Annotated in this window: 19 protein-coding genes; 6 read left to right on the forward strand and 13 right to left on the reverse strand. The window is 44.0% G+C overall.

Annotated elements, in window-relative coordinates:
* Positions 1-51 precede the first annotated feature (51 nt).
* The 5 genes from luxQ to C4S60_RS07900 all read right to left on the reverse strand — a co-directional run bounded on the left by luxQ (position 52) and on the right by C4S60_RS07900 (position 5,116).
* Entirely contained in the window at positions 52-2,619 is a 2,568-nt protein-coding gene (luxQ, locus tag C4S60_RS07880) for a quorum-sensing autoinducer 2 sensor kinase/phosphatase LuxQ (protein WP_103879801.1), read from the reverse strand.
* A gap of 2 nt (positions 2,620-2,621) precedes the next feature.
* The gene (locus C4S60_RS07885) at positions 2,622-3,725 is read right to left on the reverse strand and encodes an autoinducer 2-binding periplasmic protein LuxP (protein ID WP_103879802.1); all 1,104 of its coding nucleotides are present in this window, start codon (positions 3,723-3,725) and stop codon (positions 2,622-2,624) included.
* Between the two features lie 68 nt (positions 3,726-3,793).
* Complete coding sequence (locus C4S60_RS07890; protein ID WP_425275112.1) at positions 3,794-4,084, reverse strand: GIY-YIG nuclease family protein; 291 nt, start codon at positions 4,082-4,084, stop codon at positions 3,794-3,796.
* 59 nt (positions 4,085-4,143) lie between these two features.
* Positions 4,144-4,800 carry a YceH family protein gene (locus tag C4S60_RS07895; RefSeq protein WP_103879803.1) on the reverse strand — a complete coding sequence of 219 codons (657 nt, stop codon included), beginning with the start codon at positions 4,798-4,800 and terminating at the stop codon, positions 4,144-4,146.
* 100 nt (positions 4,801-4,900) lie between these two features.
* Positions 4,901-5,116, reverse strand: coding sequence for a hypothetical protein (locus C4S60_RS07900; RefSeq protein ID WP_103879804.1), 216 nt, complete (start codon positions 5,114-5,116; stop codon positions 4,901-4,903).
* 191 nt (positions 5,117-5,307) lie between these two features.
* Between C4S60_RS07900 and C4S60_RS07905 the strand changes: the two genes are divergently transcribed.
* Together C4S60_RS07905 and C4S60_RS07910 are read left to right on the forward strand one after the other, a co-directional pair.
* Positions 5,308-5,625 carry a DUF496 family protein gene (locus tag C4S60_RS07905; RefSeq protein WP_006072802.1) on the forward strand — a complete coding sequence of 106 codons (318 nt, stop codon included), beginning with the start codon at positions 5,308-5,310 and terminating at the stop codon, positions 5,623-5,625.
* 278 nt (positions 5,626-5,903) lie between these two features.
* Complete coding sequence (locus C4S60_RS07910; protein WP_103879805.1) at positions 5,904-6,149, forward strand: YgjV family protein; 246 nt, start codon at positions 5,904-5,906, stop codon at positions 6,147-6,149.
* Positions 6,150-6,211: 62 nt separating this feature from the next.
* Here the strand turns inward: C4S60_RS07910 and C4S60_RS23875 are convergent, their stop codons facing one another.
* The 3 genes from C4S60_RS23875 to C4S60_RS07920 all read right to left on the reverse strand — a co-directional run bounded on the left by C4S60_RS23875 (position 6,212) and on the right by C4S60_RS07920 (position 9,140).
* Positions 6,212-6,334, reverse strand: coding sequence for a hypothetical protein (locus tag C4S60_RS23875; RefSeq protein WP_279626942.1), 123 nt, complete (start codon positions 6,332-6,334; stop codon positions 6,212-6,214).
* A 115-nt stretch (positions 6,335-6,449) separates the two neighbouring features.
* Positions 6,450-7,025, reverse strand: a complete 576-nt coding sequence (locus C4S60_RS07915) for an SOS response-associated peptidase (protein WP_103879806.1) — start codon at positions 7,023-7,025, stop codon at positions 6,450-6,452.
* 405 nt (positions 7,026-7,430) lie between these two features.
* Positions 7,431-9,140, reverse strand: coding sequence for a bifunctional metallophosphatase/5'-nucleotidase (locus C4S60_RS07920; protein WP_103879807.1), 1,710 nt, complete (start codon positions 9,138-9,140; stop codon positions 7,431-7,433).
* A 246-nt stretch (positions 9,141-9,386) separates the two neighbouring features.
* Here C4S60_RS07920 and C4S60_RS07925 point away from each other — a divergent pair, with 246 nt between their 5' ends.
* Positions 9,387-11,018: an ATP-dependent endonuclease gene (locus C4S60_RS07925; RefSeq protein WP_103879808.1), complete on the forward strand. Its 1,632-nt coding sequence runs from the start codon at positions 9,387-9,389 to the stop codon at positions 11,016-11,018.
* A gap of 56 nt (positions 11,019-11,074) precedes the next feature.
* Here C4S60_RS07925 and C4S60_RS07930 read toward each other — a convergent pair whose 3' ends face one another.
* Entirely contained in the window at positions 11,075-11,554 is a 480-nt protein-coding gene (locus C4S60_RS07930) for a DUF1097 domain-containing protein (RefSeq protein WP_103879809.1), read from the reverse strand.
* Between the two features lie 124 nt (positions 11,555-11,678).
* Positions 11,679-12,584, reverse strand: a complete 906-nt coding sequence (locus C4S60_RS07935) for a LysR substrate-binding domain-containing protein (protein ID WP_103879810.1) — start codon at positions 12,582-12,584, stop codon at positions 11,679-11,681.
* Positions 12,585-12,958: 374 nt separating this feature from the next.
* On the opposite strand from C4S60_RS07935, the gene focA reads away from it, so the two are divergent.
* Positions 12,959-14,407: a formate transporter FocA gene (gene focA / locus C4S60_RS07940; protein ID WP_103879811.1), complete on the forward strand. Its 1,449-nt coding sequence runs from the start codon at positions 12,959-12,961 to the stop codon at positions 14,405-14,407.
* Between the two features lie 116 nt (positions 14,408-14,523).
* Here the strand turns inward: focA and C4S60_RS07945 are convergent, their stop codons facing one another.
* From C4S60_RS07945 to C4S60_RS07955, 3 genes are all read right to left on the reverse strand, one after another.
* On the reverse strand, positions 14,524-15,093 hold the full coding sequence (locus tag C4S60_RS07945) for a YceI family protein (protein WP_103879812.1): 570 nt from the start codon (positions 15,091-15,093) through the stop codon (positions 14,524-14,526).
* The gene (locus C4S60_RS07950; protein ID WP_103879969.1) at positions 15,090-15,632 is read right to left on the reverse strand and encodes a cytochrome b; all 543 of its coding nucleotides are present in this window, start codon (positions 15,630-15,632) and stop codon (positions 15,090-15,092) included. The genes C4S60_RS07945 and C4S60_RS07950 overlap by 4 nt, the downstream gene beginning before the upstream one ends.
* A 162-nt stretch (positions 15,633-15,794) precedes the next feature.
* Positions 15,795-16,028, reverse strand: a complete 234-nt coding sequence (locus tag C4S60_RS07955) for a DUF2164 domain-containing protein (RefSeq protein WP_103879970.1) — start codon at positions 16,026-16,028, stop codon at positions 15,795-15,797.
* A gap of 178 nt (positions 16,029-16,206) precedes the next feature.
* Between C4S60_RS07955 and C4S60_RS07960 the strand changes: the two genes are divergently transcribed.
* On the forward strand, positions 16,207-16,851 hold the full coding sequence (locus C4S60_RS07960) for a helix-turn-helix domain-containing protein (protein WP_103879813.1): 645 nt from the start codon (positions 16,207-16,209) through the stop codon (positions 16,849-16,851).
* 28 nt (positions 16,852-16,879) lie between these two features.
* Positions 16,880-17,512: a hypothetical protein gene (locus C4S60_RS07965; RefSeq protein WP_103879814.1), complete on the forward strand. Its 633-nt coding sequence runs from the start codon at positions 16,880-16,882 to the stop codon at positions 17,510-17,512.
* The last annotated feature ends 38 nt before the right edge of the window (positions 17,513-17,550 follow it).

Raw genomic sequence — 17,550 nt, forward strand, 5'->3', positions numbered from 1 at the left:
TGCTCGGTAATCCCCGTGGCAGTTTAGCATGGTTAAATGCTAAGCTGCTGCTTAGTGATAATGGTACTGTTTGAAATGTTTTAACGCTTCATTCAGTGACTTCTCTTTGATTGGTTTAACAATGACATAATCAGCTCCAGCAGCAAAAAACGCTTGTCTTGTCGTATCCAGATTGTCAGCGGTACACGCATAAATCGGAACGCTTTTACTCACCGTGTCTCTCACTTGCTTCGTCACTTCGATACCCGAAACTGAGGGAAGTTGGTTATCCATAAGAATCAGGTCAAAATCCATATTGCCCAAGAAGTCTAGCGCTTCTTGTCCATCTTTAGCCCACATTACATTCATGCCATATTTCTCACAGAACGCTTTGGCAATGAACGCATTGGTGTGATTATCTTCAACCAGAAGAACATTCAGTGCTTCTGTAAACAAATCAAAGTCAATCGCAGACTCTTCAGTCATGCTGTCTGTCTGTAACTTCACCGTTTCCACTGGTACATGAACTTCAAAGCGTGTACCTAGCCCTACCTGACTATCTACCTGAATGTCACCATTAAATATTGTCACCAGATTCTTTACGATGGCTAAACCAAGGCCACTACCACCATACTCTCTGGTGAGAGTCGATTCTGACTGAATAAAAGGATCGAATATTTGCTGCAACTGGCTCTGCAAGATACCGATGCCAGTATCTTCTACCACGATGCTTAACGTTGCACTTCCTTTTATGTTCGTCTTGCCGATAGCGAATGAGATCGTCACCTGTCCATGGTGAGTAAACTTAATGGCATTGCTCACTAAATTGAAAATGATCTGATTGAGTCGAACTTGATCCGTATTCAGTGCCGCTCCGGGCATTAAATGGTTTTTCACAACCAATTTGATGTTTTTGCTTTCACATTGCGGAGCAAAAATCCCTTCTAGCGCAGTAATAACTTCATGAAACTTAAAGCTGTGTTTCTCCAGTTTAAAGCTACCATTTTCTATTTTAGAGAAATCCAGAATATCATTGAGAACCGCTAGCAAATGCTCGCCACTGTTACACAGCACATCGATTTTTTCTTTATATTGTGGGTCGCCACCACCTTGTTTAAGAAGCTGAGATATACCCAAGATACCGTTAAGCGGTGTGCGGATCTCATGACTCATTTTAGCCAGAAAATCTGTCCTCGCTTTCGCAGCCCACTCTGCTTCTTCGCGTGCCTTGATACTCTGTTTCTCTGCTTCAACCAACTTTGTTATGTCCAGCCCTTGAGAGAGAACCAAAGTTTTGTCATCACGCGTTTGAATAGCAGAAAGGTTCCAGCGGTAGATCTGATTGCCAATTGGTACATCAATACCCGTTAATGTTGCTCCAAGGTTGGCCTTTTTAACCAAAGGTGACATCTGTTCAACGAACAAAACAAAATGATCATTATTCGCGTCACTGGCCTTATCAAAAAGTGCCAGAGATTTTTGAGCTGCAGGGTTAATCTGCAAAATAGACGCATTTTCGGTCCACACGATAATAGGCGAAAGCGAGAAGTTGAACAGATCCTGAAACAGCTTCTCTTGCTCGGACAGACGTTCAAACGTATTACTCAGTGTTTTACCGATATGATTAAACTCATGAATCGATGACCCTCTAAAGCGCTCTACTCCATCTTTGTTGACTGCAACCTTTGTGTAAAGCATTAACTGAGCGAGCTCTCTGGTTACTTTCCTGTTCAGCCATCGCCTTGTAAAGAAAGAGACTGTGGTAATAACAACCAAAGAGAAGAAAATCCAGAACAGGTAACTGTTTCGTAGAGCCAAAACGCTTGGATTTCTTTGTACAGAATAAACGGTTAATGCGTCTGTCTGAGAACCAATTGAAAGTTTAGTTTCTGTAATCAATAGCTTACTAAGATCAGTTTCACCAATGTTAATCTGGTGAATGACCGATTCCATTGTGTAGCTATCATCAGTAGATATCGTCGATGCAATGTAGGTCTTGTTGAACTTCAAAAGTACATCATCGCTGTTACTTCCACGCGTTAAACTCGCCAACAAACCAGCGTTATCATCCAACACTATACCCACAAATAGAAACCCAAGAACCTCGCCAGACTCACTATTAATGACAGGTGTTCGTCTGATCAAAGTATGACGGTCACCCAATTGCGACTCGATCACCAAGGCATTCCAGTTGCTGTGAATATCGACCTGTTCGAGAATTCGCACGAGGCTCACATCCTCAAAGCCATAAAACAGAGCGTTTCCATCATCCCAGATGACATCACTAAGGTGCGTGATAAATCTGAAGTCCGGGGAATGTATCGGTTCTAAGTTATCTTCACGCAGAAAGAAGTAATCGAGAGAGCGTGTATCATAATCATCGAAAAACGTCTCTACTGTGTCACTTTTTGCATTACTATCCTGAAGAATTTGCAGTGAAGCTAAACGGTAATCGAAGAAATTCACGACCAGTGTGCTTGTTTGTCTTGAAGTACGCTGCACTTCTTCCTGAACGATATCACGGCTTAAGTGCCAGGTTTGAGCTAACACACCAAGAACAAAAAGACTCACCACCCATACAACGGTACGAGTGATGATTGTGGCAAGCGTTTTTCTATTGTTAAAATCAGTTAAAGGCATGATTATTGGTCGGAATATCTAAAGGCTCGTTTTTTCAAACTATCGATTCTTGCTTTTGAGTCCTGGCTCGTCACTAGTTCAAAACTACCGGAGTATACCGTCGGCACGGGTTTTCCTTCTATATCCCACTTGATGGCTTCAGCCATTGCAATGCCGGTATCGTCATTCATTCTCATCACAGTCACATCCAGTTGCCCATTTGAAATAGCTTCTAACTCAGCCGACCCTCCGCCCCAACCATTGATCGAAACTCCATCACGTTTAAGCTCCCTAATGGCATCCGCCGCACCCAGTGCCACATCGGTGGAACACGCATAGATAAAGCTGATTTCTGGATTTTGTTCTAATGTATTTAAGGCCGCTTGGTAGCCACTCTCTTTATTGGCTTTTGTGTAAAATGAAGAAGCCAGCCTGTAACTTCCGGCGTTCTGCATTTGCTGAATAAAAGTGCCACCACGCGCATCACTCACGTAGCCCTCAGAGAAATAGAGAACAGAATAGGAATGTTTGTTCTTAAACTTTGTTTTAAAGTAATCCGCCAGTATCAGGCTGCCTTTTACATGATCAAAGCCGACATACATAAAAGGCTTCGTCTCTTCCCAGTCTTTAACCGGTGTCGTGATGTTCTGCAGAATAAGTTTGGTATCCGTTGAGTGAATCACATGCTCAATAAACTTACGGTGTCTCGTTGTATCCAGAGTGAATATAAGATAGCCGGATTTATTTTTGATCGCCTCCATCAAAGAGACGCTCTGTTGTCTGGTATCGATATTTGGACGAGTAAACACCTGATTGAGTTCATACTCGATCCCGAGCTCTTCCATCCTCGATTCAAATGCTTTGATATTTCGCACCCAATAATCAGAAAGCTGCTGTCCTGGATAGACAACGGAAATGGTGATCGGACTTGGCTGTTCAACAGACAAAGGTATGGGCGCTAAACTAACGGTCTGTTCCAGTTCATTAGTCAATTGCTGCTGTTCGGGGTGATGGTCTAAATAGTCCTGATAGTCCCAAAATCCGGGCAAAATCCCCTTGTCGGCTTCTGCCCATGAAATAACAGGCAAGGCAATGGCAAATATCAATGTATAGCCGATTTTTTTCATTTGTTCTTATTCTTTATTTGTTTAGCAACAAGTGTATACAACAACGCCGAATTCAGCCAGTTACCGCACTATATCTTGGAGCGATTAAATTTGCCATTGTTGGCCACCAAACGTTCCTTCTGTTGCTTATTAAGTTTCTTAATTGCTATTTCAGTTTTAAGAGCGTCACTCTTAGTGTGCTCTAGCTGGCTCCAAACGAGTTCGAGTGGTCCGCGACCGCGTAAAGACTTTGCACCTTTACCCGCCTGATGTTGCTTCAAGCGTCTTGCCAAATTGTTGGTAATTCCGCAATAGAGCTTCGCCTCAGATGTTCTTAATAGATACACAAACCACGCGTCAGTTACATCGCATTTCATCATTAGTGTCGGTTTCGTTATATAAAAAAAGGCGGCAGCTTTCCGCCCCCGCCTTGAATCCTCTAAAGAAGAGAGTTGACCAACGCTTTGACTTCTGCCAATTCTGCTTTCAGCGACTCTACTTCATTTTCAAGTGCCTGAATACGGTCTGTTGTCGGCGAGTTTACTGCAGGTGCAGATGCTTGCTGAGCAAACTGTTCCATGTCCACCTCGCCACTAAACAAATGCATATAGCGCGACTCTCGCTTTCCAGGTTCACGCGGCAGTTTCACGACCAGTGCACCACTTTCCCGACTTGCCATTGCGTCTAGAACCGCTTCAACCTCTTTAACATCCACAAACTCACACAAACGATTAGTACGTGTTCTGAGTTCGCCGGGCGTCTGCGGGCCACGAAGTAACAAACAGCATACGATCGCCTTTTCTTGCACACTTAGCTTAAGATCACCGAACTCAGTGTTACAAAAACGATGCTGGAACTTGGAAACTCGACTGTTAAAACTGCTTTCATCACTGACTAATCGGCGTGATATCAGAGCATGAGTTGCATCCTGGACATCTGCCTCGCTCAACGCCATAACAGGTTCACGATTGCTCTTTTGGTTACAGGCCGTGGTCAAACTATTGAGAGTCAACGGATAATGGTCTGGCGTAGTGACTTCTTTTTCAATCAAACAACCGATTACTCGTGCCTCGACTAAGGAGAGTTCTATATTCATTTTTATATCCCTTTTTATTTGCTAAAGCACTGCAGATTTTTGCAGGCTTTGTACTCAGACAACCTCAACATGCAGGTTAGACGGCCTAGGTCTGAGTAGTTTAATGCTCTGATAAAAATGGAATTCTTATGAACTTGCCATTTTGATCAATCATTACAATTCGACTTCTGTTTAGTTCGACCTCTGTTAACTCCAGTTTAGCGCGTTCATTAACATAAGCGCCTTTCAATCTGTCTACCGGAGTAACTTCCGACTGTTCACTGTCAATTACAATATCACTCTTGAAGTCCGGAAGTGCTTGAGGGTGAGGTAACATGGTTCTCTGTTTTCGACTATATTTTTGGATTGAGAAATCATAGCGCTAACTGTGTCTCTAACTCAATTGTTTATTCAGTTGAATGGCGACATTGTGAGCAATAGATTGATACTATTGATCTCGGGGCTGTTATAAAGAGTTTCGTTGTGTTTTAATCAAATCAGTTTCAGACATTAATTAGGAAAGGACTTATGAGTAGCGTATTCGAAATCGTTGCACAAGCACGTCGTAAAAACAAGCTCAAGCGCGAGCTTCTTGATAACGAGAAAAAGGTTCGCGACAACCGTAAACGTGTTGATTTGCTTGAAAACCTGATGGACTACATCAAGCCTGAGATGACTCACGATGAAATCGTTACCATCATCAAGAATATGAAAGCAGACTACGAAGACCGCGTTGACGACCACATCATCAAAAGCGCTGAGATTTCTAAGGCTCGTCGTGACATCAGTCGCCGCATTCGTGAACTGACTGAAGAAGACAAACAAATGGTACAAGGCAAAAAGTAATTACCTTGCTAACCTACATTGAAAGCTCGCAATGCGAGCTTTTTTTTATACAGCTATCAACAAATTTAGAGTTTGCTAAAGGATTGAAACTGGCAAAACGTTTGCGTAATCGCTAACCTTCTCCGTTCCGCAAAGTGAGGCTTCCATCACATAACTTACCCTGATATAGTGCATCGCGAAATGAGCAACACCGTTCGAGGCAAGGAGCTTCCTCGTAAATCTCATGATGAGAAGGATTGGTACCAGATAACTTACTGGCGAATTTAGAGGAGCACGCTATGGACATGAATATGGTTGAACTTTTGGGTTATGCAGCATCAATTATGGTTGCAATTTCACTCACAATGAAAGACATCGTAAAACTGCGTGTCTTGAACTTTATTGGATGCGGACTATTCACAGCATACGGCCTGGCGATTGACTCGATGCCAGTGGTCATCACCAACGGATTCATTGCTTGCGTTAATGTTTATTTCCTAGTGAAAATGCAGCAAGAAAAGAGAATCGTTAGCTCAAACGCTTAAGAATTTCTAAAAAAAGCCCCGAACACCGTTCGGGGCTTTTTTTATGTTGAACCCCAGAAAACCTAGTTCAAAGAGAACCATCGACTAAACCAGGTAACTTCACCATAGGAAATCAAGTCAAATATCGTTAGAAACACTGCGGTAATAACCGCAAGCTTAAGCAGTTTATAGACGATGAGCATCATAGTAAGAATTACCTTTACCTCTTTGGAATCTACCTAAAGTTTACTGCTCTGCCGCCATGAAGCAAAGTACCTTATTCACCAACTCCTGACTGTGTTATTGATCTAACCCATTGCCTTAGCTAACAAGCTTGCTTATCCATGGTACCCTGTCCACACAATCATTGAGCAAAGTTACTGCAGCCTCTTTGTTATCGGTAAGCCAGATTTTTGCTTCATCGATACCTAACAGCATAGGCATACGGTGATGATATTCTTCATAGCGACGGGAAGGGCTAGTTGTAAGCGACACCACCTCTTGGGTCTCAGGATACCCAATCCCCGCCATATATAATGGCTTTTCTGTAATCTCGCTAAACAAGTACTTTACTTTGTTTCCTTGTCCCTTATCGCTCCATTCATACCAACCAGAACACGGAATTACTGCGCGATGGTAACTAAAAGCATCTCTAAATGTCGGTTTTTGGTGAACTGATTCTGACTGTGCATTAATAATGACCTTCTTGCTCCAACTAGGCTTGATGCCCCAACGAAGGGGTATCTGAAATAACTCACCATTTGGTGAAGCCACCACACAGTCTATTACGTCCGTTGGCCGAAGGTCAGAATTCGGTTTGGTAGAAAATGCCAACCCCAGCTGTTCTGAAACGATCTGACTAAAAGGATCATCAATAATGTTAAGTCTGCCGCACATAGTAAAACTAATCCGTTTTTTTAGCAGAATTATAGCGGATCACGTTCGATTTCTCTTGACCTAGCGTGCCGTCGCTTTTAGTTTTGCTATCGGAACGCCTTTGCTTGCGCGTCTGGAACGGCCGAGATTTAGTTGTGCTCGGCCAACCCCTTATTAATTCCAGCCAAATAAGAAGCCAGCTCATAGAGCTGGCTAATAATATATATACTCAAGTATACAGTGTGAACTATATGGCCCCACTCGGTACAAAGTAGACAAGCATTGACCATGCACCTATCCAACTCAACACCACGAGCGTATCAATCCAATCTTTGTTCCACATGGTTCCTCCAGTGAATGTGGCAATATCTTCAGTGATAGACTGCCGCTAAAAAGATCAGTTCAATGAAAGCAATTAGTGTTCCACTATTTTGGAACCGAGCTCAAGCTGTTGAGTTTTATATGATTCACAATGTCTGGGTGTTCGGATAACAACTTCACAAAACAATCCGCCATCGACCAGGTTGTCACCTCACTGTCGGATTCCATGTTCAGAATTGCATCATAGCCCTCTTTTCCCTTCATGGTATAAGCGCTTGAACTACCAATATAAACCTTATCGGGGTCGAGCGGATGACCACCGATAGTCACTGCGGACACTCGCATTCCTTTGGTTTGTTCCTTGTCATAGTGAAAATCAAGTTGCGACGTGTATGGGTAGCTGCCTGAACCAGTCCCCGCAACCCCGTTGCCTATTGCATTGTCAATGGCACCCTCAATAATCGCAGGTATATATCGCCCCTCTATCGCATAAACACCAATAGGCACGGCAAAAGGCAACAGTTTTCCGGCAACATCGGCAATCGTGACCGGGCCGGCATTCAATGAGTTTCGCACCCCTCCAGCATTATGCAACGCAAAGTCAACTGGATAACCAAGAGACTTCATCGTATAGAGAAATGAATGCGCGACCAATGGTGCCAACTCACTTCCACCAAGAGCATCAGGAATTCTAATATGCCTCAGGGGTGTTTCAAGACAGGCAATTTTCTGCTGTTGCAATGACCTGACTCTCGGCTGATATTTCTCAGCCAAAATCCTTTTAATCCCGGTATGTTTTCGACATACGACAACATTGGGATGAGACTGTACCTGATCACGCACCGCTTCATACGGCACTAGAGACGCCTCATGATCAACATCCATAAACACACGACGCCCGACCAGCAACTCATTACGCCCTTCCAACTGTGTCACACGACCTTTCTCGTCGAAGTGTACCCGGCAGTGACCCAGTGTCATCGCATGAAACCCAGCCTGAACCACATAGGTATCGTTAACCCGCACACCGTATTCGTCCTGAGATACCAAACCCAACTCAGAAAAATCTCCCTGAAGTACGTGACTATGCCCACCAACGATAAGCCCTATACCGGGAACCTCAGCGGCCAGTTTCAGGTCTGCTTCGTACCCCATGTGACTCAACAGAACAATCTTGTTAATACCCGTTGCTCTAATCGCTGCAACTGTTTTTGTTGCGGTCGCTAATACTGGCTCAAAGTGAGTATCACTATCAGGGTTAGCAATATCGGCCATCTTTTCCATCGATAAACCAAAAATTGCCAGTTTTTCACCATCTATGGTCTTCTCGAGCCAGCGAGCTGTTCTGGTCTCTGTGTCATAGTGGTATACATTATCAAGATCTTTGATGGGGTACTGCTTGCTACCCTCTTCTGAAAGATTCCAGTTGCCAGCTAAAAAGGGAAATTCAATCTCACGGACAAATTTTCCGACGGGCTCGTTTCCCATGTCCAGTTCATGGTTTCCTAGTGCCATCGCATCGGGCGCTAAAGCATTCAGTAGTTCAGCGTTGGCCTCACCCTTAAATAGAGAGAAATACAAGGTACCCTGAAAACAATCACCAGCATGGAGAAATAAAAAGCCCTGCTCTTGGTTTTCTGCCTTGATTTGATCAAGGCGGGTAGCAATTCTGGCAAACCCACCCGCGCTCACGAACGGTTGATATGGCACATTTTTGTGAACCACAGACAGTGCCAGCGACGTAGGATCAAAGTAAGAATGGGTATCATTGATATGAGCGATGGTGACAGTGAGAGGTTTATTGTTTCTTATCATAGTATTTTCTCTTTAATCTCCTCTCAGATGGTAGACCGCTTTATGTGACATTCCAATGAACTCTATGAAATGGAACAGACATTATACAGGTCTTTGTATGATATACATCACATAAGTTCCACTGCTAAAATTTAAATTTGTATGAACTTCGTTACAGCCCTATACGAGAAAGTCTCTTATAATTGAAATAGATAGCGAGGATTGTCCAGCCCATATTCCAGAATGCACGTGTGCAAGGAGAATTGGATGAAGTTAGAACGAATTGATATCTCCGGCTTTCGCGGCATCAAGCGTCTCTCACTAGCGCTTAATGACCTTACTACATTAATAGGCGAAAATACCTGGGGTAAATCGTCCCTGCTGGACGCATTGTGTGTTGTATTGCCATCCGATGGCCAGCTATACCAGTTTACGATGAAAGACTTTCATGTCGATTATGCCGCCTCTCATCCCCAGACCCAAAATCTTCAAATCATTCTCTCTTTCGTTGCCACAGAAAAAAACGAAACCCGAGCAGGTCGTTACCGAAAACTAAAACCGATTTGGCAACGAGATGAAAACGGTATCGACAAATTCTACTACCGGATTAGTGCAAATCTGAGCGGCTATGACATTGACCAGAGCTACGCCTTTTTAGACCTAGAAGGTAACCCACTCAGGCTCCATCATTCGGAAAAAATTGCTCAGGAACTGATGACATTACACCCGGTAATTCGTCTCCGTGATTCGAGGCGCTTTCATCATCACGAACACCCTGGCAATGGCAATAACTCTCGTTCAGAGAAGCGCATTAACAACACTGTTCGTCGTCTTCTGGCCATTCCCGGGCATGTCAATAAAGGTGAAATGAAAAGTAGCCTGAACTCAATGAAGGCGCTCGTCGAGCACTATTTTTCTTTTAAAAGTCACGCCAGAAATTCACCTCAAAATAACCGCGACGGCATTTTCTTTACAGGGGGAACCAGTGACAAAAACCTCATTCAGGTCATTGATGAAACTAAAAACCATCAAACCCGATTATTGTTGCTAGGCTTACTCAATGCCTACCTTCAGGCCAAAGGCCCCAACGAGTTGCGCCGCTGTGCTCGACCCATTTTGATCATCGAAGATCCAGAAGGACGACTCCATCCAACGCACCTGTCACGCGCCTGGAGTCTGCTGCAACTATTGCCTATGCAGAAAATTCTTACCACTAACAGTAGTGATCTTCTGGGTGCCGTCCCGCTTCAATCCATTCGCCGCCTGGTAAGACAATCTGACCGAACTGTCACCACCAGTATCTCCACTAACAATCTGACTAAAGATGAGTTAAGACGCGTCGGTTTTCATATTCGCTTCCATCGCTCTCGAGCGTTATTCGCTCGCTGTTGGCTTTTAGTCGAGGGGGAGACAGAAGTTTGGTTGTTTAATGAACTCGCCAACTTATCTGGCTATAATTTAGCTGCGGAAGGGGTGCAGATCATCGAATTCGCACAGTCAGGACTTAAATCGCTAATCAAGGTAGCGAAAGCATTTGGTATTGACTGGCATGTCGTGACCGATGGCGATGCTGCGGGTAAAAAATACGCCACAACTGTCATGCATCAATTAAAAGGTGAGCACCCACGTCATCATCTTACCGAATTACCAGAACGCGATATTGAGCACTACCTATACATCCACGGGTTCGAAGAGTTTTTCAGAGATTTGATAAAAATCCCCCATGATCATCCAATACCACCGAAAAAAGTCGTCACTCGCGTACTCAAAAAGTTTGCCAAGCCCGACTTAGCTCTGGCCATCGTCGCAGAGTGCGAAAGCCGGGGAACAGAGAGCATTCCACTGTTAATTCGTTGGATTCTTAAACGCGTTATTACAATGGCTAATGGGAATACCTAGAAAAAAAGCGCCTATCAATTTTGTTGATAAGCGCTTTTTAACGTTCTTATATATGACTATTCGTTGGCAAATTCTGTTGATGAAGGCGCCGTCAACTGGCGGTGCAACCAAAGGCCACTCGCTTTCATTAAATAGCCAAACACTCCCCCCAAAATAAGAGATGGAATGACAAGTTGCCAAGCGCCATTGGCCGCGAACGTAGCGCATGCGCCAATGAATGTCCCTGGAATATAACCCAACCACTCACGCTTAGCTTGCACACACATAAAGAATGAAACCAGTGCCGTCATGATATAACCGACGATCTCCATATTAAATAACGAAGATCCTTCAATAATAACTATTGCCCATACCACGCCAGACATATTGGTAAGTAGACTCTGAGCCAAACCTTTTACACCATCCTTTGGTGATGCGAAATAACTGGTGCACCCCAAAAATCCAGCCCAGGAAAGTAACCCTAAAGACATGGCTGTCCAGCCCCAAATTCCCGACAGAATTCCAGTGGTAATTGAAATAGCAATTAGTGGGCTCATAGACGTTACCTAGCAATATATTAGTCATGCTAGGTTAACCAATTAGCCAGCACTCTTAAGTGATATTCGTCACAGTAACATTATGCAACGTACAATAATTACATATTAGTTGTGATAAAGATCACTACAATACCGATGGACGTCCTTTCATCATCCTTAGTCCCTCGCGTTTCACGCATTCAACAAGAGGGTTTTCTGCCATATCTGCACGCCAGATAAAAGATAACGTCCGCTCCATCTCTAACTCGGGTACATTTAATGCAACAAGTTGACCAGCTTCTATAAATCGCTCAACATCAAGATAAGGCAAGCATGTCAGATACTGTCCATTTGCCACCATACTTCTGAGTACTGGAACATGTTCATATTCACGCCATACATCAAGGTCTGCTATCAAGTGATGAATAGAACTATCAAAGATCATCCGAGTACCAGATCCGTGCTCTCTCAAAACCCACTTTGCTTGTTCTAATTGGGACAAACTCACTTTATCTCGGCGAGCAAATGGATGGTGTGCAGATGCGACTACCGTAAGATGGTCGCGGCACCAAACTTCCTGATGAATACGATTGTCGTCACAACGCCCTTCAATGATGCCCAAATCGTACTTGTAATCGAGAACACCTTCGATCACCGAATCGGTACTTTGAACCCCTAGAGAAATTCGCATTTCAGGAAAATCGTTGTCAATTGCACTGATTAAATCTGGGACAAGGTGTTCCGCGGGAGTTTGGCTTGCACCCAACTTTAACTCACCACTCAGTAGATGCTGCTCGTAAAAACCCATTTCAATCTGTTGCGCATCCTGCAACAATCGTTTCGCTTTTGGCCTTAGCCACACGCCCCAGTGGGACAGAGCCATCTGCTTTCCTTGTCGTTCAAACAGTGGCCGACCCAACATTTTTTCAAGCTGAGCCAATGACATGCTTGTCGCAGACTGAGTCAGTGATAATCGCTCAGCAGCCTGACTCACACTACCTGTATCCGCAACTGCGTCAAAAACTGCCAACTGCTTTAATGAATACCGCATCCGTTTTCCTTCCACTACAAAATTTTCTATTACTAACGTAATCGACCAAGGGCGTTCGACTGTTTAACAATCAATTTTTCTAATGCCTTATTAAAGGTGGAATGTTGTGATGTTTTTTTCACCACTTCAATAAGCCTAGCCCAATCCATCTCTCACTAAAAAACAGTACGTTATGCTTCACATCCCTTATTCTACCTTGTGCAGATAAGTTATCAATAATTCTGATTTGGTTTTTAAATATTATCAATTTTACCACTAGGTTGCTTTGCCCTTAATCTGGATACGAACACGGCATGGGGCCTTGTTCTCGCACTTTGATTAAGGAGTTATGAAATGCGCGAACCAAACAATAATGACAGAGTAAGGAGAAGTTAATGGCATCAGCTAGCTCCGATAATCACCTACTCTTTTCACCAGTGGAAATGATGGCTGAAGCTGAAAAGTTCGCTTTAAGCAAAGCGAAAAAAACCAGCGGAATGACAATGAGCCTGGCAATCATGGCCGGTGCCTTCATTGGCCTGGCGTTCCTGTTCTACATAACAGTCACTACCGGCAGTGCGGATGCAGGTTGGGGGCTAAGTAGGCTGGCAGGTGGCCTTGCATTCAGCATGGGACTAATACTTATCGTTATCTGTGGAGGTGAACTGTTCACTAGTTCGGTGCTTTCCAGTATTTCATGGGCCAATAGACAAATTAGCTTCAGCAAAATGCTGTCTATTTGGGGAAAAGTCTATGTCGGTAACTTTATTGGCGCGATGTTCCTACTTCTTATCGTCTCGGCCGCTGGTTTGTATCAAATGGACAACGGTCAGTGGGGAATCAATGCGCTCAATATTGCACAACACAAGCTGCACCACACCTGGATTCAGGCCTTTGCTCTTGGTGTCCTGTGTAACCTGCTGGTTTGTTTGGCAATTTGGCTGACATTCAGCTCAGCCAATGCCATGACTAAAGCCGCCATGACGGTACTTCCTGTCGCCATGTTCGTCAGCAGTGGCTTCGAACACTGTGTCGCTAACATGTTCATGGTTCCACTTGGCATTGTCATTCAAAACTTCGCGGGTAGTGAGTTTTGGGCAGTTACAGGGGCGAGTGCCGCTCAATATAGCGACCTCACACCGATGCACTTTCTGAGTAACAACTTAATACCTGTCACTCTCGGCAACATCATTGGTGGCGCGGTTTTGGTGGGGCTCGCTAACTGGAGCATCTACCGAAGACCACAACTAAAAGCAGCAAACATCAGCGCAATTACAACAACGACCGCGTTAACGTCAGTAAAGGAGACGCAAATGAACAACAACATCATCGTAAAAGACATCATGAATACCCAACCTGTAACGCTAAGTGTAGAAATGCCTACCGCTGTTGCGCTGGATACTCTTTTAGACCACAACCTGACCAGTGCACCTGTAACCGATATTGAAGGCCGTCTTGTTGGATTCTTCTCTGTACATGACGTAATGGTCGATCTTTGGTGTCAGGATTACATTCCAGAACAAGGTCAGAAAGTCGTCGACCTGATGAGTCGCGATGTTGTCGCTGTCAATGCGACAGAAAAACTGGTGGATGTTGCAGAGTTTCTATGTATTGACAAAGAGCAGTTGTATCCAGTGAGTTCGATGGGTATTGCCACAAGCTTTACTACCCTATCTCTGGAAGAACGCGCTAAAGCAATGAAGGTAAATAAGCCACATGTTTTACCTGTCCTTGAAAACGGACTTCTTATTGGTGTGATTTCAAGAGCAGAAGTAATGAAAGCCGTTCGCCCCATCTACGGTGAGCGCCTGAACGTTGTACATCGCGAGCTTGAAAGCGCGTAATACAACACACCCTTTTTTGGCTAGGAAATAAGTCGTTTGGCCGAAAAAAGCCCCGGTGTAAAAACCGGGGCTATCTTTTAGATTTTTATCAGTAAATCAGGTTATCTCTGGCAGTATTACTTCTGAATACCTTCAACGTGAAGTTCCATCTCTACATAGCTGGAATCACCCATCACTGGGATTTTAAAATCTGCCAGTTCAAGGCGCGTTGTGCCGTTGAAGCCAGCACGTTGACCTCCCCATGGATCCTGACCTGCACCGACAAATTCAGCAGCAATGGTAATAGGTTGTGTCACACCATGCAGTGTCAAATCACCCATGATATCCATCTTACCGTCGCCTTTATCTTTTACGCCTGTGCTCTTAAAGACGGCTTCTTTATATTTGCCAGCATCAATAAAGTCAGAACTACGAATGTGCTTATCACGCTCCGCATGATTAGAATCAAGACTTGTCGTATCAACCGTTACTTCAACTGAAGACGCCGCAAGGTTTGCAGGGTCATAGCTAAACTCACCAGCAAAGTTATTGAAGCGACCTTTGATAAAACTGTATCCAAGGTGGCTGACTTTAAAGTTAATGGAAGCGTGAGCGTTTTTGCTATCAATCACGTAGTCTGCTGCATTTGCACCTAGAGGCAACATCATTGCCACTGCCATTCCGGTAGCGATTAGTGTCTTCTTCATTTCGAAACTCCTAACATTTTTCGAAGAGTATTATCTTTATTGATAAAGTGATGTTTCAATGCTGCCAGCGCATGTCCAGCGGCGGTAAGAATCACAAACCAAGCTGCGTAAAAATGCACCTCGCCTGCAATGTCAGACTGGTTCGCAAACAACTCACCTGCACCAGGTACTGTAAACCAATCAAAAACTTCAATGCCTCGACCGTCTGAAGTGGAGATAAGATATCCACTCACAAAAATAACAATCAAAACAACATACATAAGCAGGTGGCCAAATTTTGCACCTAGCTTTTCGATAGGATGCCCTTCTACCGCCGGGGACGGAGTAACATGCTTCCAAAGCAGCCGAAATACCGTCACCGCTGCGAGTAATATCCCTATCGACTTATGCCAATGTGGTGCCGTTTTGTACCATTCACTGTAATACGTCAGGTCTACCATCCACAAACCTACAGCGAACATCCCTATGATCACTAAGGCAGACAGCCAGTGTAGTGCTCGGGATACCAGGTTGTAATTTTTAACCTCTGCTTTTGCCATTGTCTTTTCCGTTAACTGATATTGCATCTCGTTCAGCATCTTAACAATCACTCAACCTTTGCGATACAGTATTTACTTAAATTGACACTTTATCGATACCGCTAAGTTGATTAAGTCATTCGAAATTTTTGAACGGAGAGAAATCTGTCAATGAAACAATAGCTATTCGTCTGGCATTTCAATCTCATACAATTCCTCAGTAATGTCCGTGAGGCGTCTTTCAAGAACGGCTTTTGCGTCTTCCAGCCCCTTGTTGTAATAGGCTGGTGCGAGTTTTTTCGAAAGGAAATCCAATAAAAACTCACCATCGAACTGCCCTAGTTCGTAATCGAGTTCATCCATAAAATACTTCTGTAGCTCACTAATGAGCTGTTCCCTCTTGTTTTTGTCCAACATATTGTTCACTTTCCCCGCTGTTACCATTGAACTCAATTTTCCAGGACCAAAGGTCTCTCCATTTGTGTATTGAACATCAAAACTTCAAACGCACGTCTCATATTTTAGAGCAAAGTGCCTATTTTGTTTCATTTTTGAAACCCATAATCTATCATATAACTGATTTTATGGAGGATTCATGAACGACGGCTATCAAGAACGCATTATCGCCCTTTTGAAGGAACATAACGTAACCAATCACGACCTTGCGGCAGCCATAGGCAAAGGAAAAGCGACGATAGGACGTTATTTGACGAAGGGAGCAACACGAACTTATCCGTCGATCGAAGATCTATGCCGTATCGCTGACTACTTCAACGTTCAGGCTCACTGGTTGTGTTTTGGGGTTGGAGACAAGCATACCGATGCCAGCGATATAACCGAAGCCGCCAATGCAGGTGCAGTCACTGTACCTGTATACAACCGTGGTGATGTAAATGCTCTTTTGAAAGGAGAGTCAGTGACAATTAAGGGCTCAATTCCGGTTCCTCCCGAACACAAACACTGCTTTGGCGTATTGTATCCAGTTAGTGGCACAATTAATTATAAGTGGGACTGTGTCGCCTTAGTAAATCGTGAAGTCAAATGGGTCAATGACGACATCGTTCTGGCTCGTTTGCCGGGTAATCCAAGCCCGGATTTCTTTACTTTGGTTAAAGTCGGTTCAGTGATTCATGTTTGGTATGGTGACGATACGTCAAAAAATGCCATACATCAGGTCAATGACGATGAAATAGACGTTATAGGTGTTGTCCGTTGGGGCACTTGGGAAAAGCGGATTTAACGCAGATTCAATGTAGGGGACATCATCCTTGTTGCAAGATATTGTTGTACACAGCATTCATAGTTTTGAATCTGACTGCCAGAAACTCTGTTTACAGCATTACCCTGCGGTACACAATGGAGGGATGACTGAGCAGCACTTAGGTTTAGCATTCGCCAGACGAATTAATGCAAGTTTCGCGGAGTTTGGTCAGATTGCCGAAGTCACACCTTTGGATAATAAGAAAGAATCCGCACAAACCAACAGTTACAGGGTAACCTCTCCCATCGGCACCGTATGGGTCATCAGCCATCATTTTGTCAATGCGAATCTGGCAAGTCGTGAAAAGCTTTATACCAATATCCTTGAGTGGCAATCAGAGCACAATTATGCACTACAGAGTCAGGATGTGCTTGTCATCATCGCTGATCATTGGCTCAATCGATGCACGCATAGTCGTAAAATCATCCACTGGTGGTGCGCCAGATTTCCCACCGATGTGGATAGCTATGTAAGTCAGGGGGTCAGGCTTCTAGAGTCTGACTCAACTCTCGGTGACACGCTAAGAAACCGGCTTCAACTGTTGCCCTACTTCATAAGCCATACTCACCCTCTCCAGCGCCCCAGTGTAAAGCAGCAAGTGAAGAAATACGTTCAGCTGTTTGCCGTTGTTCGTCCTTAAACATACCGTCATCAAACTTTAACGACAATTTTTCATAG

Origin of the sequence: Vibrio hangzhouensis, assembly GCF_900107935.1 — a bacterium.
Taxonomy (GTDB): domain Bacteria; phylum Pseudomonadota; class Gammaproteobacteria; order Enterobacterales; family Vibrionaceae; genus Vibrio; species Vibrio hangzhouensis.